Genomic DNA, 17,663 nt, shown 5'->3' with positions numbered 1-17,663 from the left:
AAGCGATCCCGCGACCACGTCGGCATAACCATCAGATCGGCATAATGGGTGTTATGCCGACGTCGGCATAACACCCACCTGATCGGCAACGTGCGCCGTGAGGTGCCTAGTTTACCGACCGTATCCAAAGTGATTCCGACCCGACCTCCAACCTTGTCAGGAGCACCTGTCCTCATGCCATCCAGCGAGTCCATTCCGCGTCCGGAGCATCCCCGCCCACAGTTCTTCCGATCGTCGTGGCTCTGTTTGAACGGGACGTGGGAGTTCGAGATCGACCACGGCGACAGCGGTCTGGAGCGCGGGCTCCGCACCCGCCCGCTGTCGGACCGGATCACGGTGCCATTCTGCCCGGAAAGCGCGTTGTCCGGGGTGGGGAACACCGATTTCATGGAGGCTGTCTGGTATCGCCGTACGGCACCGATCCTGGCGGACTGGGCGGGTCGGAGGGTGCTGTTGCACTTCGGCGCGGTCGACCACGACACGACCGTGTGGGTGAACGATGTGGAGGTTGGGCGTCACCGCGGCGGATTCTCCTCCTTCGACTTCGACATCACCGACGCCCTAGCGGGTTCGGCTGAGGCGACGATCGTGGTCCGGGCCCGCGACACGATCCACGCCGTGCAGGCCCGCGGGAAGCAGTCCCGGTGCTACGCCAACCACGAATGCGTCTACACCCGGACCACGGGGATCTGGCAGACGGTGTGGTTGGAGGCCGTGCCGAGTGTGCATCTGCGACGGGGTCGGGTGGTGCCGCAGCTCGGCGCCGGGGCGTTCACCGTCGAGCTGCCGGTGTCGGCGAGCCGCCCCGGCTGGACCGCGACCGGGATCTTGTCCGATGCGGCCGGCGAGATCACCCGCGCCTCGACCAGGGTCGACCTGGACCGGTCACCGACCGTCGCCCTGACCGTGCCGGAGGACCGGCGCCGGGTCTGGCAACCGTCCGACCCCCATCTGTACGAACTGCGCCTCGAGCTCTGCGACGCCGGCGGCACGCTCGTCGACCGCGTGGAGAGCTACACCGGACTACGGTCAGTGACGATCGACGGGCGGCGGATCCTGATCAACGGCGAGCGGGTCTTCCAGCGCCTCGTCCTCGACCAGGGCTATTGGCCGGACAGCCTGATGACCGCCCCGACCGACGCCGCGCTCCGCACCGACATCGAGCTCTCGCTCGCGGCCGGATTCAACGGTGCCCGGCTCCATCAGAAGGTGTTCGAGGAACGGTTCTTTTACCATGCTGACCGGCTCGGCTATCTGGTCTGGGGCGAGTTCGGCGACTGGGGTGCCCGGATCAACGGCGATACCACCGACAACCAGCAGCCGACCGCCGCCTACGTCACCCAGTGGCTGGAGGTCCTCGGCCGGGACCGGAACCACACCGCCATCATCGGCTGGTGTCCGCTCAACGAGACCCATCAGGTCCTGCACGACAAGATCACTCAGCTCGACGACGTAACGCGCGGCATGTGGCTCGCCACCAAGGCCGCCGACCCGACCAGGCCTGTGCTGGACGCGTCCGGATACAGTCATCGGGTGGCCGAGACCGAGGTCTGGGACAGCCACGACTACGAGCAGGATCCCGAACGATTCGCCACCAACCAGGCCGGGCTGGCGGACGGCGACCCGTACCGGAACAGACGCGGCGAAAGTGAGTTCTCGCTCCCGTACGCCGGCCAGCCGTACATGGTCAGCGAGTTCGGCGGGATCTGGTGGAACCCGGACCAGCTCGATCGCGACGGCGTCGACAATACCGGCTCGGGATCCTGGGGCTACGGACAACGGGTCGCCGACCTCGGCGAGTTCCATGATCGTTTCGACGGCTTGGTCTCGGTGCTCCTCGACAACCCGGCCATGTTCGGCTATTGCTACACCCAACTCACCGACGTCTTCCAGGAGCAGAACGGCATCTACCGCTTCGATCGCACCACCAAACTCGACGTCGACCGGATCAGCACGGCACAACAACGCACCGCCGCCTACGAAACATTCACGATCGCTTCCTGAACCACTACAGCCGACGACAGCCGATCGGTGAACCGACACGGGTTTGATGCCGCTCCTTTCTGACTTGGAGAGGAAGGATCTGCGCCATGCCGAAGAAGATTGATGCCGCAGTGAAGGAGCCGGCGTTGCGTGTCACAGCCGCTGAAAATTGGCCCCGTTACCTTCCTGGTGGCTCTCCTGGGCGGGGAGCTGTGTCACTGGACCCGGTATGACTTACTGCCCCTGTCGTCGATGATCCGGGGGGTGCTGTTGCCGGGTCTGGTGGCGTTGGCCGACCGCTGATAGGGACCTGGCCGCGCACATGTCGCGGTCTCTTCGTCACGTGGCTCCCGGCAGCTGACGCCGCACCGTGATCGCTCTCGATCCTGAGAATGGGGGTTGCTGAGTGGCCGATCAGTACGAGGCGTTCTGCGGTCTGGATGTGGGCAACAGGCACACCACGCGTGCGCCCTGGACTACCAGGGCAACCGGCTCTTCGACGCGCCGCTGCCGCAGGACGAAAGCCGGCTGCGGGACCTGTTCGGTCGGCTGACCGAACACGGACGGGTGCTGGTCGTGGTCGATCAGCCCAACACGATCGGCGCGCTGCCGATCGCCGTGGCCCGTGCCCTCGGACTCGAGGTGGCCTACCTCCCGGGTCTGGCGATGCGTCGGATCGCCGATCTGCAGCCCGGGTCGGCCAAGACCGACGCTCGCGACGCCTACGTCATCGCCGACGCCGCCCGAACCCTTCCCCACACCCCGCGCCGGGTCGACGTCGGCGAGGAAGCTCTCGCCGAGCTGAAGGTGCTGATCGGGTTCGACGACGACCTGGCCGCGGAAGCGACCCGCCTGACGAACCGGATCCGTGGACTGCTCACCCAGATCCATCCTGCGCTGGAACGTGTCATCGGCCCCGCATCACCACCAAGGCAGTGCGCGCACTCCTGGCCCGCTACGGAGGACCGGCGGGGCTGCGGAAGGCTGGCCGAGGGCGGCTCCTGGCAACCACCCGCAAAGCCAACCCCAGAGGAGCCGCCGATCTCGTCGACAGATCATCGCCGCGCTCGACCAGCCGACCGTCACCGTGCCCGGAACCACAGCGGCCGAGACCGTGCTCCCGCTGCTGGCAGTGTCGTTGCGCGAAACACTCGACCAACACACCCAACTCGCGGCCCAAGTGGAACAAGTTCTCGATGCCCACCCTCTTGCCGCCGTCCTGACCTCGATGCCCGGCGTCGGGGTCAGGACAGCAGCCCGGATCCTCCTCGAGGTCGGCGACGCCAGCTCATTCCCCAGCGCCGCACATCTCGCCGCCTACGCCGGCCTCGCCCCGGTCACTAGTCGGTCCGGCAGCTCGATCCGCGGCGAACACCCACCCCGCAGCTGCAACAAACACCTCAAACGCAGATGTGGTATCCCGACGCCCACGTCTACGGGATCGCCGTCGTCTCGAATGAGAAGGCGCTGGCGAAGATCAAAAAGGACGCTCAGATCCTGCAGGTCCGGCTCGCCCCGAACAAGTACGCCGGCCAGTTGATCAAACACGCTGCAGGCCACCCGGGCCGGCCACCGCTGCATCGCACCCCGCTCGCTGGTCAAGAGCGGACGCACCGAAACCTGGCGGGAGAACGGCGGCCCGGGCCGGCTCCCCGCCTCGGCCGGCAGGGTGTTCGCGTCGGCCCGAACACGCGGTCTGATCCCGGGCTGACCCGGCCCTGACACACACGGGTCCAGGTGATCTTCCCGATCGACACCGCAGGCGGCAGATCACGAACCGGCCCGCACAGTTCCATCGTGGCGGACCGAACGGTACGCCAGCAGCAACAGGCCCCGGTCCGGACTCACCCCGTCGATCGACTGCATTCGACCTCGCGCTCCGCGTGTTCGGACAATCCCCGATCCTGGCTGGCCTGATGGCTTGCGTGAAGTGCGTGCTTCTGGGCCTCGAGGTCGAGGACCGTGCCGATTCCGGCGAGGTCGAGGACGGAAACCGACCTCTACACCACCCTGCGCCTGACCCGGGACCCGACCCCCGGAGCAGTCAGACGTGCAAGCTCAAGGCTTCAGGTCCCCCAGGGTGAGTGTGGCTTCACCCTTAGTCCAGAAGCTCTTCGCCGATCCACGCGCGACCAGCTCGACCCAGGCCGCGTGTGCGACTGGCTCACCCCCGGTCGGCCGGGGTGGAACTCGTAGTAGTCCAGTATCGAGATCTTCACCGGGGTAGCATTCGCTGCGGTCTCCTTCACCCAGGGACGCCCGGTGTGGTCGTCTCGAACGTGAGGGCCGCGGAAGTCTGGTCGGGGATTCAGATTGCCGCGGCTCCTTGGTTCACCCGGCTGATGCTGGCCGTCGAAGGTCGGCGGGATTGTCCTTCGTGCTATTCAGCGCCGGCCGACCGTCCTCCCGTTCTGTCCTGTGCCGGGGGCTGGTCTGACGCTCGGCTCGGGGGTCCGGGCGACCTGATCAGCGTAGGGTCGTTCTTCGAGCCGCGCGGCATGTTTCGTGTCAGCTTTAGGCAATGTCCTCCTCACGGCTGGGTCAGCGGGAGTTTTGAGCTTGACCAGCGGATCCCGGCCGCCGATCGCACTCCACGACACCGCACCCGCGATGGAGCGTCCGGGATGCCTTCGGCGACCTCGAACAGATGCTCCAGTCCGGGTTCCACCCCGAACGTGCGGGCCGGGTCGAGCAGCATCACGAACGCGTTCAACGCATCGGCCGGCTCCGAGCGTGCTCGGCGAGCACGCCGATCGCGCCGGCCTCAAGATCGTGCCGCGGTGAAGTCCTGGATCTCGGCCTCCCGCCGATCCGGAGGCACATTCCGCAGCCACCGTTCCCGCGGTGCACGATCGCTCCCCTGCCGGGCCTGACGTCGTCGTTCGTCCCCGTCTACCTGGCTTGGGCCCTCCCTGTCTTGCCTCGGACCAGTTCCCGTCTGCACCCACCCGTTGTTACGACCCTCGGCAAAAGGTGGCAGGCTGGATCGCATGGCACACACCACCCTCGTAGCGAAGCCGCCGGCGGCGGTCGATGGTGAGGAACCGGACGGGCCGACGGAAGTGGCGATCACCAGCCAAAAGAAGGGCACGCTCGCCGGCCCGGAACGGCTCTCGCGCTCACTGCTCTGGGACCTGCAACGGCGGTTCTACCAGCAGCAAGGCGTCGAAGCGTGGAGCACCGGGCTCATCCCCTTCCACATCACCAGCACCCCCTACATTGCGCATGCCTACGCCAAGATGGTGACCGGATACATGCGGGACTGCGGCGCGGGCACCGGGTTGGATCCGGCCGAGCCGTTCTACATTGTCGAACTAGGCGCCGGCCACGGCCGCTTCGGGTACCGGTTCCTCAAGCGTCTCTCCCGACAGCTTGCTCAGACGCCGTTCGCCGAGCAACCCGTCACGTTCGTGATGACCGATGTCAGCGAACGCAACCTGGAGTTCCTCCAGGCCCACCCACGGCTGCAGCCGTTCGTGCGCGACGGTGTCCTCGACTTCGCCCCGTTTGACGCGGGTCGTGACCGCGAACTGCGGCTCGTCAACAGCGGTCGGACGCTCGGTACGGATGCGATCGGCAACCCACTGGTCCTGATCGCGAACTACGTCTTCGACAGCATTGCTCAGGACTCGTTCCACGTGAAGGATGGTCGCCTCGACGAGATAGCGGTCTCCATTTCCTCGCCGTACGGCCGACCCGGCCTCGATCAGGACGGTCTGACGGTTCTGCCGGAGCTGGAACTGACGTATCACTACACTCCTGTGTTCGCCGCCTACTACGGCGATCCGAGTTGGAATCGCCTACTGGACGGCTGCCGTGCACGGCTGGCCGACTCGGCACTCCTGTTTCCGGTAGCCGCCCTGGACACGATCGACACCTTCCGGCGTCTCGCCGGCGATCGCCTGCTCCTGCTGTCGGCCGACAAGGGTTTCAGCGAGGACGAGGCGCTGCTCTTGGGATACGGCACGCCCGGGATCACGCTGCACGGCACCGGGTGTTTCTCGATGATGGTGGACTACCGGCTGATCGGCGAGCACTTCACCAACCTTGGCGGCGACGCCTTTCATCCCGGCCATCGGCACGAGAATCTCAACGTCTCGGCGTGCGCGCTCGGCGGCAGCTCGGACGGTCATCCCGAGACCCGCCTGGCCTACGCGGATGCGATCGATGACTTCGGTCCCGACGACCTGTACAGCGTGATCGGCGATCCGGACCAGCGAACCGGCGCCCTGGACGTCGGCCGCCTCATGGCGGAACTCCGGCTGAGCAGGTGGGACGAGACGATTCTCGCAGTCAACCTGCCGGTGCTCCTGCAGGCCGCTCCAGAGCTGTCCAAGGTCGAGAAGCAGGAGATCTTCGGTGCGATCCGGCGCGTCTGGGATCACTTTCTACCGATCGGGGAAAGCTACGACCTCGCCTTCCAGCTCGGAGCTCTTCTCTATCAGATGCGGTATTACGCGGAGGCGATTGACTTCTTCCGGGAGTCGATCGCGATCGGCGGGCTAGAACCAGGCACCGCCTACAACCTGGCCGCCTGCCATTACGCGATGCGGGACCTCGAACTGGCATTGGAACGGGTCGAGGAAGCTCTGCGGCTCGACCCTCACTCCGACGCCGCGCGCAGTCTCCGGATCGCGATCCTGGCCGAACGAAACCGGCGAGCGCTCTAGCCGAAACAGTTGGCAGCGCTGACCACCGGGCGGAAGGAAGGAGGACGGACTTGACCGAGAACGCTCGGCCGGAGGAAGCTGCCAAGGCTCGGACCGGCCAGTCACGCCGAGCCGAAGACGCCGTTCCCCCGAAGCAGCTTCCCGGGGGGACCCGTACCACCCCGTTCGCCGCCGGCTACCTTGGCGCACCCGCCATTCTCGCGCTTCAAGCTGCGGTCGGGAACCGGGCCGTCGGCCGCATTGTCGCGGCCAACACCGGGCCGTCACCGGTCCGCGCGAGCCTGACGAAGGAGACGATCGGCACCAGCCTTGGCCGCACCGATGAGACCGTCCTCGTCCGCCGAATGGCGGCCGCTTCCTCACCATCCCCGGCGAAGACCATTGGGCCGCTCCCGATCGGATGGCAGCCCGCACGTCCGGGCAAGCCCGCACAGAGGTCAGCGCCGACGGAAAGGTATAGGCGCAACGGGGACCACGGCTGGCTACGCGAAGACTCGCCTCCGCCGCTTCAGCACCGCCCAGGGGCGGACCACCACGCGCCGTCTCCGGGCGGCCCGACGGTCCAACCGATCACGGTCCAGCGGCAGCACAACAACAACTGGTTCAACTACATCGACGCCTACCGGATCCAGCACGGGCTCCCCAAGAAGGCGAAGTGGAATGCGGCGACGGCCGCAGCAGCCAAGCTGGACTTCGCCGGTGACCGGGTGGCGAATCCCGCCATGGCGTTAACGACGATCCCGGCCGCCGGACTCAAGCCGGCGTATGTGGGCGAAATGGACACCATCCGCGCGTTTCTGGGTGTCAAACCCGCCGGGGCACAGCACAGCACCTTCAACTACGGGCCCACAAATGCCCAAGGTTTCGCGACCTGGATGAAGGCAACCTTGCTTCCGACTCCGGCCGGTGGCACCGCCATCGTCGGCTCGGCTCCGTCGACCTGGGCGGGGGACTGGAACCGCCTCCGCAAGCGGAGGCAAAAGGACCTGAGCTCCGTCTTCGTCCGGGGGCATCTGCTGCACGACACGCTCGGCGGCCCCGGTCTCGATTACAACCTCGCGCCGCTGACCAACGTGGCGAAGGGGAACTGGGGAGCCAACCACGCTAACTGGCAACACCGATTCGGCGCCGAGGCGCCGATGTTGGGCTATCAGGCAATGATGCAGGCACCCGTCCCCTTGATCAGCAAGGTCGAGTATGAGGTGAAAGTGGTCTATGGCGCACATGGTCGTGCGAACCAAATCGGCAAGTTGAACAATGTCCAGGTTGCCTACAACCTCGCACTCACCCAACTGGGAGGGGCACCGTCCCACACGAAGACCAAGAAGAAGATGATCGCCAACAAAGTTGCGTACGCCCCGGGCAGCGACGCTTGGGAAGCCATTGAGGAAGCGGTCAACGCCCACCCGAAAGAACTTGCCACCAACGTCGATCAACGGCTGAAGGACAACCACGCGCTCTGGGTCTTCGAGGATGCCAACGTGCCGATTCAGTTCGATGCCACCTGGACCGCGACCCCCACCGGAGGAGGCGGCGCCATCGCCGGCGGCCCGGTGACCGCCAAGAACGTCCTACCCCAGACAATTGACGCGTTCTATCAGTAGCGGCTCACCGCTGGTGTCCGAGGATGAACTCGATCGTCCGCGCCGGCGGCAAGTCGAAGACCTCCTCCGGCACGCCCGGAAAGTCGTTGCCGATCAGATCCAACTTCCGCAATCGGATGGTCGCCATTTCGGTGGGCAGCGACCGGAGCCGATTGCGGCTGCCGTCGAGCGACTCAAGTTGCCCCAGTTCGCCGATCTCTGGGGGCAGACTGGTCAGTAGGTTTCCGGCGACGGACAACGACTGCAATTGGCGCAGACGACCGAGGCCAATCGGGAGGCGGGCAAGTCGATTTTCGGCGACGTCGAGCACCCGGAGCTCCACCAGCTGCCAGAGCTCGTCCGGGAGTGTCCGCAACCGGTTCCCGGCCACATAAAGCACCTGGAGACGATTCAGTTGTCCGATCTGCGCAGGCAGTTCCGTCAGCTGGTTACCGCTCAGTCGCAGGGTGTCCGCATGACCAAGCAGCGCGATCTCGCCCGGAATCGTACCGATCCCGTTGTCACCGAGATCCAGCCCTTCCAACCTCGGGAGGAGAGATTCGATCGATGCCGGCCAGCTCCCCAGCCGATTGCCACCGACGTACAGGCGGGTAAGTTCGGTCAGCCCGTCGACTCCCGCCGGCAGAGCCGACAACTGATTGCGGGTCAGATCGAGGACACGCAACGCGTTCAGACTGCCGACTCCGCCATGGAGCCTCTGAATCTGGTTGTCGCCCGCATAGAGCGTTTGGAGTTGAACGAGCGCAACTACGCCCTCCGGCAACGACGTGAACTCGTTTCGAGAAATGTTGAGATTCTCGAGGTGCCGCAGCTTCGCCACAGCTTCCGGCAGAGAATCGAGGCTGTTGCTGCTCAGGTTCAACGATCGCAACTCGGTGAGGTCGAAGAGGCTCTCTGGAACCTTGGTGAGACCCAGGATCGAGCAGTCGAGATCCGTCGCACGCCGGGCCCGCGCATCATCGATCCTGCGCCGCGCCTCAGCATTGGCGGCATCCATCCCGCTCAACGTCCAAGGCCCAAAGTAGCGCACGGCACATTTCGAGCCTACTGGTCAGCACAGGCCGACCGGGTTGCCGTCAGGGTCCTCCACGACGATGGGCCCGTCCGAAGACCCCCGCTTAGCGGCCACCAGTCGGTACACGAGATCGTCCTCGCTGAGGTCCACGCCTTCTTCACCACCGTCGACGTCGATCACCAGCCTGACGACCTCGGCGTGGTCGAACTCGTCCTCGACGATCCGCGGATCCTCGACAACCACAGCCGAGGAGATGTCACCGAGCTGGACCGTGTCGTCCTGCTACACCGACAACACCGGCACCGGCTCCCAGACCGTTCCCTGCTCAGCGCGGCGACCTGATCGCCTGGGTCCGCGACCGAGGCGAGTGGATCGGCGCAGTCCGCGGCCCGAACGGCGAGATCAGCTGGATCCCGTCCGACCAGCTCCGCCAAACACCGCAACCCCCTGGGTGACACGGCGGACCGACCTTCTCCGGCGAGCCCCACTGATCCCTCGCCGTCGAGAATCTCGCCCCAGGGGTCTTCCGCCTGGCACGGGCAGGCCGCGACACCGGGCCCATAGACGGTCTCGCCGAGGCGGGGCCCGACTCGGGGCGCGGCCTGCCCTGTGCCCGACATGTCCGTCGCGTGGCCTATCGATCTCCGCCGGTGTTCGCGAGCCTGGTCGGGAGTGGTCGCACCTGATCAACTCTCGCCGGCTGTCGAGGTGGATACAAATGGCTCGTTTCGCGCTGCGGACCCGCCGTACTTTCGTTGCGGCGCGCGCTACTACGGCCATCCCGAATGGGACGAGCGATCCACGCACCTCGACCTGATCGGCCGGCTGGTCGAGCGCTACCCGGACGGCTGGGCGCTGTCCACCCGCTCCGCCGATCTCACCTGGCAACTGCCCGCCTGCCCAACCGATTCCCTCGTCGCCGCCTGGGACAAACCCTTCGCCGGCTCAGCCCGCAAAGGCGTCCGGATATCGACCGCGTCTGGAACCGGTCATCTACCGAACCACACGGCACAACACCGACATCGGCGAACGCACCCGCGAGCCTCTGGTCACCACCCACGCGCCATCTCGGCTTCATCGGCGCGAAACCCTCCGCCTTCAACCGTTGGATCCTCGATCTCCTCGGCGACACCGACGACGACCAACTCGACGACCTGTTCCCCGGCACCGGCGGAATGGACCGGGCACTCGCTGAACCCCTGCTGCCCCGGCTTCCGGGGCACAATCGCCAGCCCGGCACCGACCCCGCACGGAGCCATGCCAGCAAACTACCTTGTCACGGCCCATTTCTTCTTCTGTGGCAGGTGTTGGGTTCGAACCAACGTAGGCGATGCCGACGGTTTTACAGACCGTTCCCTTTGGCCACTCGGGCAACCTGCCGTGCTGCCGGGCTAGCCCGGCAGCGACTGGAAACAATAGCACCTCGCGGCGGCGCGTCAGCCCACATTGCCCAGGCGGCGAACCGGGTGGCCGCGACGACCGGTCGGCGGGCGGTGCGGCAGAATCGGCACGATGGACCCGACCGGAACGGAGTGACGCGGTGGCATCGGAGAGCTCGTTCGACATCGTCAGCAAGGTCGACCGGCAGGAGGTCGACAACGCGCTGAACCAGGCCGCGAAAGAGGTGCGGCAGCGGTTCGACTTCAAGAACACCGACGCGAGCATCCGCTGGTCCGGCGAGGCGATCGAGCTGGAGGCCAACTCCGAGGAGCGGGTCAAGGCAGTGCTGGACGTGTTCGAGTCGAAGCTGGTGCGCCGCGGGGTGAGTCTGAAGTCGCTGGATGCGGGCGAGCCGCGGAGCTCGGGCAAGCTGTACAAGATCACCGCGACGACCACCGAGGGGATCAGTCAGGAGAACGCCAAGAAGGTCGCGAAACTGATCCGCGACGAGGGCCCGAAGGGCGTGAAGAGCCAGATCCAGGGCGACGAGCTGCGGGTGAGCAGCAAGAGCCGCGACGATCTCCAGGCCGTCCAGGCCCTGATCAAGAACCAGGACTACGACTTCGCGGTGCAGTTCACCAACTATCGCTGAGCCGTTCGCGCCGGCCACGCGCGCCGATCCCTAGGATGAGCGCGAGATCGCACGACGAGAAGTGTGAGCCGACCAGACGGGATGCGTTATGGGCCTCGACGAGATCAAGGACAAGCTCAAGGACGTCTTCGAAGACGTCAAGGACAAGGCCGGCGACCTGGCCGACAAGGCCGGCGATGTCGCTGGTGACGTCAAGGACAAGGCGACGGGTGTCGTCGACGACGTCAAGGACAAGCTCGACACCAACGACGACGGCACGAACACTGCGTCGGAGGTGTTCGAATCGGCGAAGGCGAAGGCCTCCGGACTGGTCGACAGCGTGAAGGACAAGCTGGACGGCGACGACGAGGACACCGCGGCGAGCGGCGTCGCAGCTGCGGCCGCGGCGGCTCAGGATGCCGCAGCGACGACCCAGGACGCGGCAGCGGAGCCGGCGGATCCGGCCCAAGACGCCGCCGGCGACGCCTCCGCCGCGGTGGACGAAAAGGCCGACCTGCAGTCCTGACCTCGCTCGCGTCGGGCGGTCGACCGATCGGCCGACCGCCCCAACGCTCGTACCTTCCCGAGCGGGCCTGACGCGCTCAGCGTGTGTGTGCTCGCGAACCCGAGAAATCGACCCTCGTCCGCCGGTCCCCCGCGCAGGGCACGGCGGCCGCGCCGGTGGCGCATCAACGAGGGACGGGTTTTCGGGTTCGTGCGGCGCCACCGCGGGCGAAACCCGCTCGACAAGGCCACCACCCCCGTGTCGGATGGACCTCATGGTCAGCTTCATCAGTCACGTCACGATCGACGCCCGCGATCCGTACGCTCTCTCGCGCTGGTGGAGCGACGTGCTCGACTTCGCCGAGGATCCCGACGACCCGAACCTTCCCGAGCACGAGGAGTGCCTGATCCAGTCCGCCGATCGGGTCACCAAGCTGTTGTTCATCCGGGTGCCGGAGGAGAAGGCTGTCAAGAACCGGCTGCATCTGGACCTGCGTCCGGTCGCGGACGCTCGCGACCTCGAGCTCGACCGGCTGCGCGCGCTCGGGGCCACCGAGGTCGACGACAGGCGCACCTCCGACGGCCTGGGCTGGGTCGTCCTGGCCGATCCCGAAGGCAACGAGTTCTGCATCCTGCGCAGTCTCGCCGAGGTGGCCGCCGGCCAAGGCCCGCCCACGTGCTGACCAGCCGACTAGGGTGACCGGGTGCTGCTGCCCAAGCCCTCCGCCGTCCGCGCCACCGCCGGCTCGTTCACCTTCGCCGAGGACGACCAGATCGCCGGCCCGGCCGACTTGGCCGCGATCGTGCGACGGCTGCTGGGCCCCGGCAGCGGGCTCGACCTGCCGCTGGCCGCCGACGGCCGGATCGCCGTCGGGCTGGACGCCGCGCTGCCCGCCGAGGGCTATCGACTGAGCGTCACGCCGGAGCGGATCGAGATATTCGCCGCGGACCCGGGCGCCGTCGGCTGGGCCGTCCAGACCCTGCGCCAGCTGCTCCCCGCCGCCGCGCTGTTGCCCGGCAGTCGAGTCCGGCCGCTGACGCTGCCGGCCGTACAGATCGAGGACCGGCCATGCTTCGGCTGGCGGGGCATGCACCTGGACACCGGGCGGCACTTCGTGCCGCTGTCCGATCTGTTCCGTTTCGTCGACCTGCTCGCGCTGCACAAGTTCAACGTGTTCCACCTGCATCTGACCGACGACCAGGGCTGGCGGTTCGAGTCGCGGCGATTTCCCCGGCTGCAGGAGATCGGCAGCTGGCGCCGGGAGACCCGGCGGCCGGCCGAGCAGCACGGAGACGGCACGCCGCACGGCGGGTTCTATCGCCAAGACCAGCTCCGTGCGCTGGTCGGCTACGCCGCGGAGCGCGGCGTCACGATCGTGCCGGAGCTGGAGTTCCCCGGCCACGTCAGCGCCCTGCTGGCCGCCTACCCGGAGTTCGGCAACCACCCGGAGACCGGCTACGAGCCGGCCACGACGTTCGGCGTCTTCGAGGAGGTGCTGAGCCTGGACGACGAGACGATGGCGATGGTCTTCGCGCTCTATTCCGAGCTGCTCGACGTCTTCCCGAGCCGGTACGTCCACATCGGCGGTGACGAGTGCCCGTCGGCGGAGTGGCTGGCCAGTCCCCGCGCCGCGGAACTGGCGGCCGAGCGAGGACTCGACGGGCCCGGACACCTGCAGCGCTGGTTCACCGACCAGCTCCGCGGCTGGCTGGCCGAGCGCGGCCGGATCGCGGTCGGCTGGGACGAGATCGCGGAAGACGGGCCCGTGCCCGGCGCGGTGGCGATGGCGTGGCGCGGAGCCGCCCACGGCGTCCGGGCCGCCGAGCACGGGATGGACGTCGTGATGGCCCCGACCCGCCGGACGTACCTCGACTACTACCCCAGCGACCGGGACGACGAGCCGTACCGGATCGGTGGCCTGGTGACCACGCCGACGGTGTACGCGTTCGATCCACTGGACGGAGTGCCGGCAGAGGTCTCCGGGCACGTCCTCGGCGTCCAGGGCCAGTTGTGGACGGAGTACCAGCCCACCCCGCGCGACCTGGATTACACGGCGTTCCCGCGAGCCTGCGCCCTGGCCGAGGTCGCCTGGTCCGACCCGACCGGACGGAGCTGGGAGGAGTTCGGGCCCCGGCTCGCCGCCCACCTCGAGCGGCTGGACATGCTCGGTGTCGGCTTCCGCCCGGAGGAAGGACCGCGCCCCTGGCAACGCGGCGGAACCGGACACCGCCGCCGGCTGGCCGAGCAGCAGGATCCGAGCCCCGAGCAGCCCGGGTAGCCGTCGGCTGAGGGCGGCTCAGGCGGGCTCGGGCCGGCTGGAAATCGTTTGGGTGGACGTGGCGCCGGTCCCCTCCGGATCGGCCACCCGCTCGTCCGACTCCGCCAGGATCGCCGCCGCCTGCGCTTCGGGATCGGCGCTGCCCGCGGCGCGCTCCTCGGGGAGCAGCTCGGCCCGGTCCTCGACCCGCTCGTCGTCCGGATCGGTGCCGCCAGGCTGCTCGCTCATCAGCCCAGCCTGCCACGCCATGGGTGAGAAACCTCTCGGTCAGCGCTTGGACAGGGAATATTCCCCGGTAAGTGCGCCCTATCATGGACGAGGCCCTGACGCCGGTCGGCCTCGACCACGGGCCCGACAGCGGACCCGGCTCGAGGTCCGGAGCTCCTCGTGACCGGAACGTCGGGGAGGCACGAGGAAGGAAGATCAGTCTTGACCCAGCAGGTGCAGACTCTCGACCGCGTCGTCATCCGCTTCGCGGGGGACTCCGGCGACGGTATGCAGCTGACCGGCGACCGGTTCACCGCCGACTCGGCGGTCTTCGGCAACGACATCTCGACCCTGCCCAACTTCCCGGCCGAGATCCGCGCTCCGCAGGGCACGCTGCCGGGTGTGTCCAGCTTCCAGCTGCACTTCGCCAACTACGACATCATGACCCCCGGCGATCGACCGGACGTGCTGGTCGCGATGAACCCGGCCGCGCTCAAGGCCAACATCGCCGACCTGCCGCGCGGCGGGCTGATCATCGCCGACACCGCGGACTTCACCAAGCGCAACCTGGCCAAGGTCGGCTACGACGCCGACCCGCTGACCGACGGCTCGCTGGCGGACTACCAGCTGCATGCGCTCGACCTGACCGGGATGACGGTCGAGGCGGTCAAGGAGTTCGGGTTGACCCGCAAGGACGCCGCGCGGGCGAAGAACATGTTCGCCCTCGGCCTGCTGTCCTGGCTCTATCACCGCCCGACCGAGGGCACGATCAACTTCCTCGGCGCCAAGTTCGCCAGCAAGCCGGCCATCCGTGACGCCAACATCACGGCGTTCAAGACCGGTTACAACTTCGGCGAGACCACCGAGGTCTTCGCGGTGACCTACGAGGTCGCCCCGGCCCCGATGCCGGCGGGGCAGTACCGGCAGATCTCGGGCAACCTGGCCCTCGCGTACGGCCTGATCACGGCGGCTCGGAAGGCCGAGCTGCCGCTGTTCCTGGGCTCCTACCCGATCACCCCGGCCTCCGACGTCCTGCACGAGCTGAGCAAGCACAAGCGGTTCGGCGTGACCACGTTCCAGGCCGAGGACGAGATCGCCGGCGTCGGTGCCGCGCTCGGTGCGAGCTTCGCCGGCCACCTCGGGGTGACCACTACCTCCGGACCCGGGGTCGCCCTGAAGGCGGAGACCATCGGGCTGGCGGTGATGACCGAGTTGCCGCTGATCGTCTGCGACATCCAGCGCGCCGGGCCGAGCACCGGGATGCCGACCAAGACCGAGCAGGCCGACCTGCTCCAGGTGATGTACGGCCGCAACGGCGAGGCGCCGGTGCCGGTGCTGGCCGCCCAGTCGCCCGCCGACTGCTTCGCGACCGCGATCGAGGCGGTCCGGATCGCAGTGAAGTACCGCACCCCGGTCATCGTGCTGTCCGACGGCTACATCGCCAACGGGGCGGAGCCTTGGCATGTGCCCGACCTCTCCTCGATCCCGCCGATCGATCCCGAGTTCGCGACCGCGCCGAACTCCACCAACAAGGCCGGCAAGGACGAGTTCCTGCCCTACCTGCGTGATCCCGAGACCTTGGCCCGGCCCTGGGCGAAGCCGGGCACGGCCGGGCTGCAGCACCGGATCGGCGGCATCGAGAAGGCCAAGAACACCGGCGCCGTGAGCTACGACCCGGCCAACCACGACGAGATGGTCAGGACCCGCCAGGCCAAGATCGACGGCATCGTGCGCGACATCCCCGATCTCGTGGTGGACGACCCGGCCGGCCCGGACGGCACTCATGCCCGGGTGCTCGTGCTCGGCTGGGGCTCGACCTACGGCCCGATCGTCGCCGCCGTCCGCCGGGTCCGTAAGGCCGGCCGCCAGGTGGCCTACACCCACCTGCGGCACCTGAATCCGTTCCCGGCAAACCTCGGCGCGATCCTGCGGTCGTACGACCGGGTGATCGTGCCGGAGATGAACCTCGGCCAGCTGGCGATGATGTTGCGCGCCAAGTTCCTGGTCGACGTGCACAGCTATTCCCGGGTGCGCGGCCTGCCGATCTCGCTCAGCGAGCTGGCCCGCGACCTGGAGACCGAGATCGACTCGCTGGAGGTGACGTCCTCGTGACGGCCCTGAATGGAACGACACGTGCTCAGCTGGCGGAAGGTGCTCCAGCGGGCTCAGGGCACGCGAACGGAACCGGCCCTGCGGCCGGCTCGGAGCACACCTCGGAGACCGAGCGCAGGTCGGGGATCGCCGGCGTCCCGCTCTCGCTCGAACCGCTGAACCGGAAGGACTTCACCAGCGACCAGGAGGTCCGCTGGTGCCCGGGCTGCGGCGACTACGCCGTGCTGGCCGCGTTCCAGGGCTTCATGCCGGAACTCGGCATCCGCAAGGAGAACACGGTGATCGTCTCGGGGATCGGCTGCTCGTCGCGGTTCCCCTACTACGTCGACTCGTTCGGGATGCACTCGATCCACGGGCGCGCGACGGCGATCGCCACCGGCGTCGCGACGGCCCGGGAGGACGTCGCCGTGTTCGTGATCACCGGCGACGGCGATGCGCTGTCGATCGGCGGCAATCACCTGATCCACGTGCTGCGGCGCAATGTGAACCTGACCATCCTGCTGTTCAACAACCGGATCTACGGGCTGACCAAGGGTCAGTACTCCCCCACCTCCGAGATCGGCAAGGTGACCAAGTCGACGCCGATGGGCTCGCTGGACAACCCGTTCAACCCGGTTTCGCTGGCGCTCGGCGCGGAGGCGACGTTCGTCGCGCGCACCATCGACTCCGACCGCAAGCATCTGACCGAGGTGCTTCGCCGGGCCGCCGCGCACCGCGGGACGTCCTTCGTGGAGATCTATCAGAACTGCCCGATCTTCAACGACGATGCGTTCCTGGCAGTCAAGGACCCCGGCACGAGCGCGGACGCGATCATCCCGCTGACCGACGGCGAGCCGATCCGGTTCGGCACGGACGGGCACCTGGGAGTCGTCCGCGATCCACGCACCGGTGAGTTCAGCGTGGCCGAGGTGGATGATGTCGGCGTCGACGCGCTGGTCGTGCACGACGCGCACATCCAGGACCCGAGCTTCGCATTCGGCCTGTCCCGGCTCACCGACAACGGCGTGCTGCACCGCGCACCGATCGGGATCTTCCGCGACGTCGATGCACCGGCGTACGACGACCTGGCTCGCGAGCAGGTCGCCCTGGCGACCGGCGAGACGGCGTCGGACGAGGCGGCGCTGCAGGCCATGATCGCCGGCGGCGACACCTGGTTGGTCGACTGAGCGGGCGCGAGCCGGACCAACACCGGCGAGCGTCGGGTAGCGAAGCGCCCGGCTCTCACTTCCGACCGAGCGAACAGCCGTGCCGGATCGCGGCAGCGGTGCCCGGCCGGGG

At 67.5% G+C, this 17,663-nt stretch carries 12 protein-coding genes, 1 tRNA gene and 1 pseudogene; 10 read left to right on the top strand and 4 right to left on the bottom strand.

All coding sequences use genetic code 11. From position 1 onward, the window contains the following. The first annotated feature begins 174 nt into the window (after window positions 1-174). From ABD747_RS07245 to ABD747_RS07230, 4 genes and pseudogenes are all read left to right on the top strand, one after another. Window positions 175-2,004 (top strand): glycoside hydrolase family 2 protein, encoded by a 1,830-nt coding sequence (locus ABD747_RS07245; RefSeq protein ID WP_344802864.1) that lies wholly within the window; start codon window positions 175-177, stop codon window positions 2,002-2,004. Between the two features lie 385 nt (window positions 2,005-2,389). Further along, window positions 2,390-3,469 (top strand): annotated as a pseudogene (locus ABD747_RS07240) (IS110 family RNA-guided transposase); the annotation flags it as partial. Between the two features lie 1,504 nt (window positions 3,470-4,973). Next, on the top strand, window positions 4,974-6,653 hold the full coding sequence (locus ABD747_RS07235) for a tetratricopeptide repeat protein (RefSeq protein ID WP_344802862.1): 1,680 nt from the start codon (window positions 4,974-4,976) through the stop codon (window positions 6,651-6,653). Window positions 6,654-6,703: 50 nt separating this feature from the next. Next, window positions 6,704-8,257 (top strand): DNA/RNA non-specific endonuclease, encoded by a 1,554-nt coding sequence (locus tag ABD747_RS07230; protein WP_344802860.1) that lies wholly within the window; start codon window positions 6,704-6,706, stop codon window positions 8,255-8,257. Between the two features lie 4 nt (window positions 8,258-8,261). Here ABD747_RS07230 and ABD747_RS07225 read toward each other — a convergent pair whose 3' ends face one another. From ABD747_RS07225 to ABD747_RS07215, 3 genes are all read right to left on the bottom strand, one after another. Continuing rightward, a complete protein-coding gene (locus ABD747_RS07225) occupies window positions 8,262-9,254 on the bottom strand; it encodes a leucine-rich repeat domain-containing protein (protein ID WP_344802858.1) in 993 nt (330 codons plus the stop codon). Window positions 9,255-9,308: 54 nt separating this feature from the next. Beyond that, window positions 9,309-9,515 (bottom strand): hypothetical protein, encoded by a 207-nt coding sequence (locus tag ABD747_RS07220; RefSeq protein ID WP_344802856.1) that lies wholly within the window; start codon window positions 9,513-9,515, stop codon window positions 9,309-9,311. 1,055 nt (window positions 9,516-10,570) lie between these two features. After that, a tRNA-Tyr gene (locus ABD747_RS07215) sits at window positions 10,571-10,652 on the bottom strand. A 160-nt stretch (window positions 10,653-10,812) separates the two neighbouring features. Between ABD747_RS07215 and ABD747_RS07210 the strand changes: the two genes are divergently transcribed. From ABD747_RS07210 to ABD747_RS07195, 4 genes are all read left to right on the top strand, one after another. After that, window positions 10,813-11,304, top strand: coding sequence for a YajQ family cyclic di-GMP-binding protein (locus ABD747_RS07210; protein WP_344802854.1), 492 nt, complete (start codon window positions 10,813-10,815; stop codon window positions 11,302-11,304). An 88-nt stretch (window positions 11,305-11,392) separates the two neighbouring features. Continuing rightward, window positions 11,393-11,809: a YtxH domain-containing protein gene (locus ABD747_RS07205; RefSeq protein ID WP_344802852.1), complete on the top strand. Its 417-nt coding sequence runs from the start codon at window positions 11,393-11,395 to the stop codon at window positions 11,807-11,809. 253 nt (window positions 11,810-12,062) lie between these two features. Continuing rightward, the gene (locus ABD747_RS07200) at window positions 12,063-12,470 is read left to right on the top strand and encodes a VOC family protein (protein WP_344802850.1); all 408 of its coding nucleotides are present in this window, start codon (window positions 12,063-12,065) and stop codon (window positions 12,468-12,470) included. A 21-nt stretch (window positions 12,471-12,491) separates the two neighbouring features. After that, complete coding sequence (locus ABD747_RS07195) at window positions 12,492-14,066, top strand: beta-N-acetylhexosaminidase (protein ID WP_344802848.1); 1,575 nt, start codon at window positions 12,492-12,494, stop codon at window positions 14,064-14,066. Window positions 14,067-14,084: 18 nt separating this feature from the next. Here ABD747_RS07195 and ABD747_RS07190 read toward each other — a convergent pair whose 3' ends face one another. Next, window positions 14,085-14,294 carry a hypothetical protein gene (locus ABD747_RS07190; RefSeq protein ID WP_344802846.1) on the bottom strand — a complete coding sequence of 70 codons (210 nt, stop codon included), beginning with the start codon at window positions 14,292-14,294 and terminating at the stop codon, window positions 14,085-14,087. 159 nt (window positions 14,295-14,453) lie between these two features. Here ABD747_RS07190 and ABD747_RS07185 point away from each other — a divergent pair, with 159 nt between their 5' ends. Next, window positions 14,454-16,385 carry a 2-oxoacid:acceptor oxidoreductase subunit alpha gene (locus ABD747_RS07185; protein ID WP_425562496.1) on the top strand — a complete coding sequence of 644 codons (1,932 nt, stop codon included), beginning with the start codon at window positions 14,454-14,456 and terminating at the stop codon, window positions 16,383-16,385. A gap of 125 nt (window positions 16,386-16,510) precedes the next feature. After that, window positions 16,511-17,551, top strand: coding sequence for a 2-oxoacid:ferredoxin oxidoreductase subunit beta (locus ABD747_RS07180; RefSeq protein WP_344802882.1), 1,041 nt, complete (start codon window positions 16,511-16,513; stop codon window positions 17,549-17,551). Window positions 17,552-17,663: the final 112 nt, after the last annotated feature.

The organism is Microlunatus ginsengisoli, from assembly GCF_039537205.1.
Taxonomy (GTDB): Bacteria; Actinomycetota; Actinomycetes; order Propionibacteriales; family Propionibacteriaceae; genus Microlunatus; species Microlunatus ginsengisoli.
The sequence above is the reverse complement of the archived record's forward strand: the minus strand, read 5'-3'. Positions and strand labels throughout refer to the sequence as shown.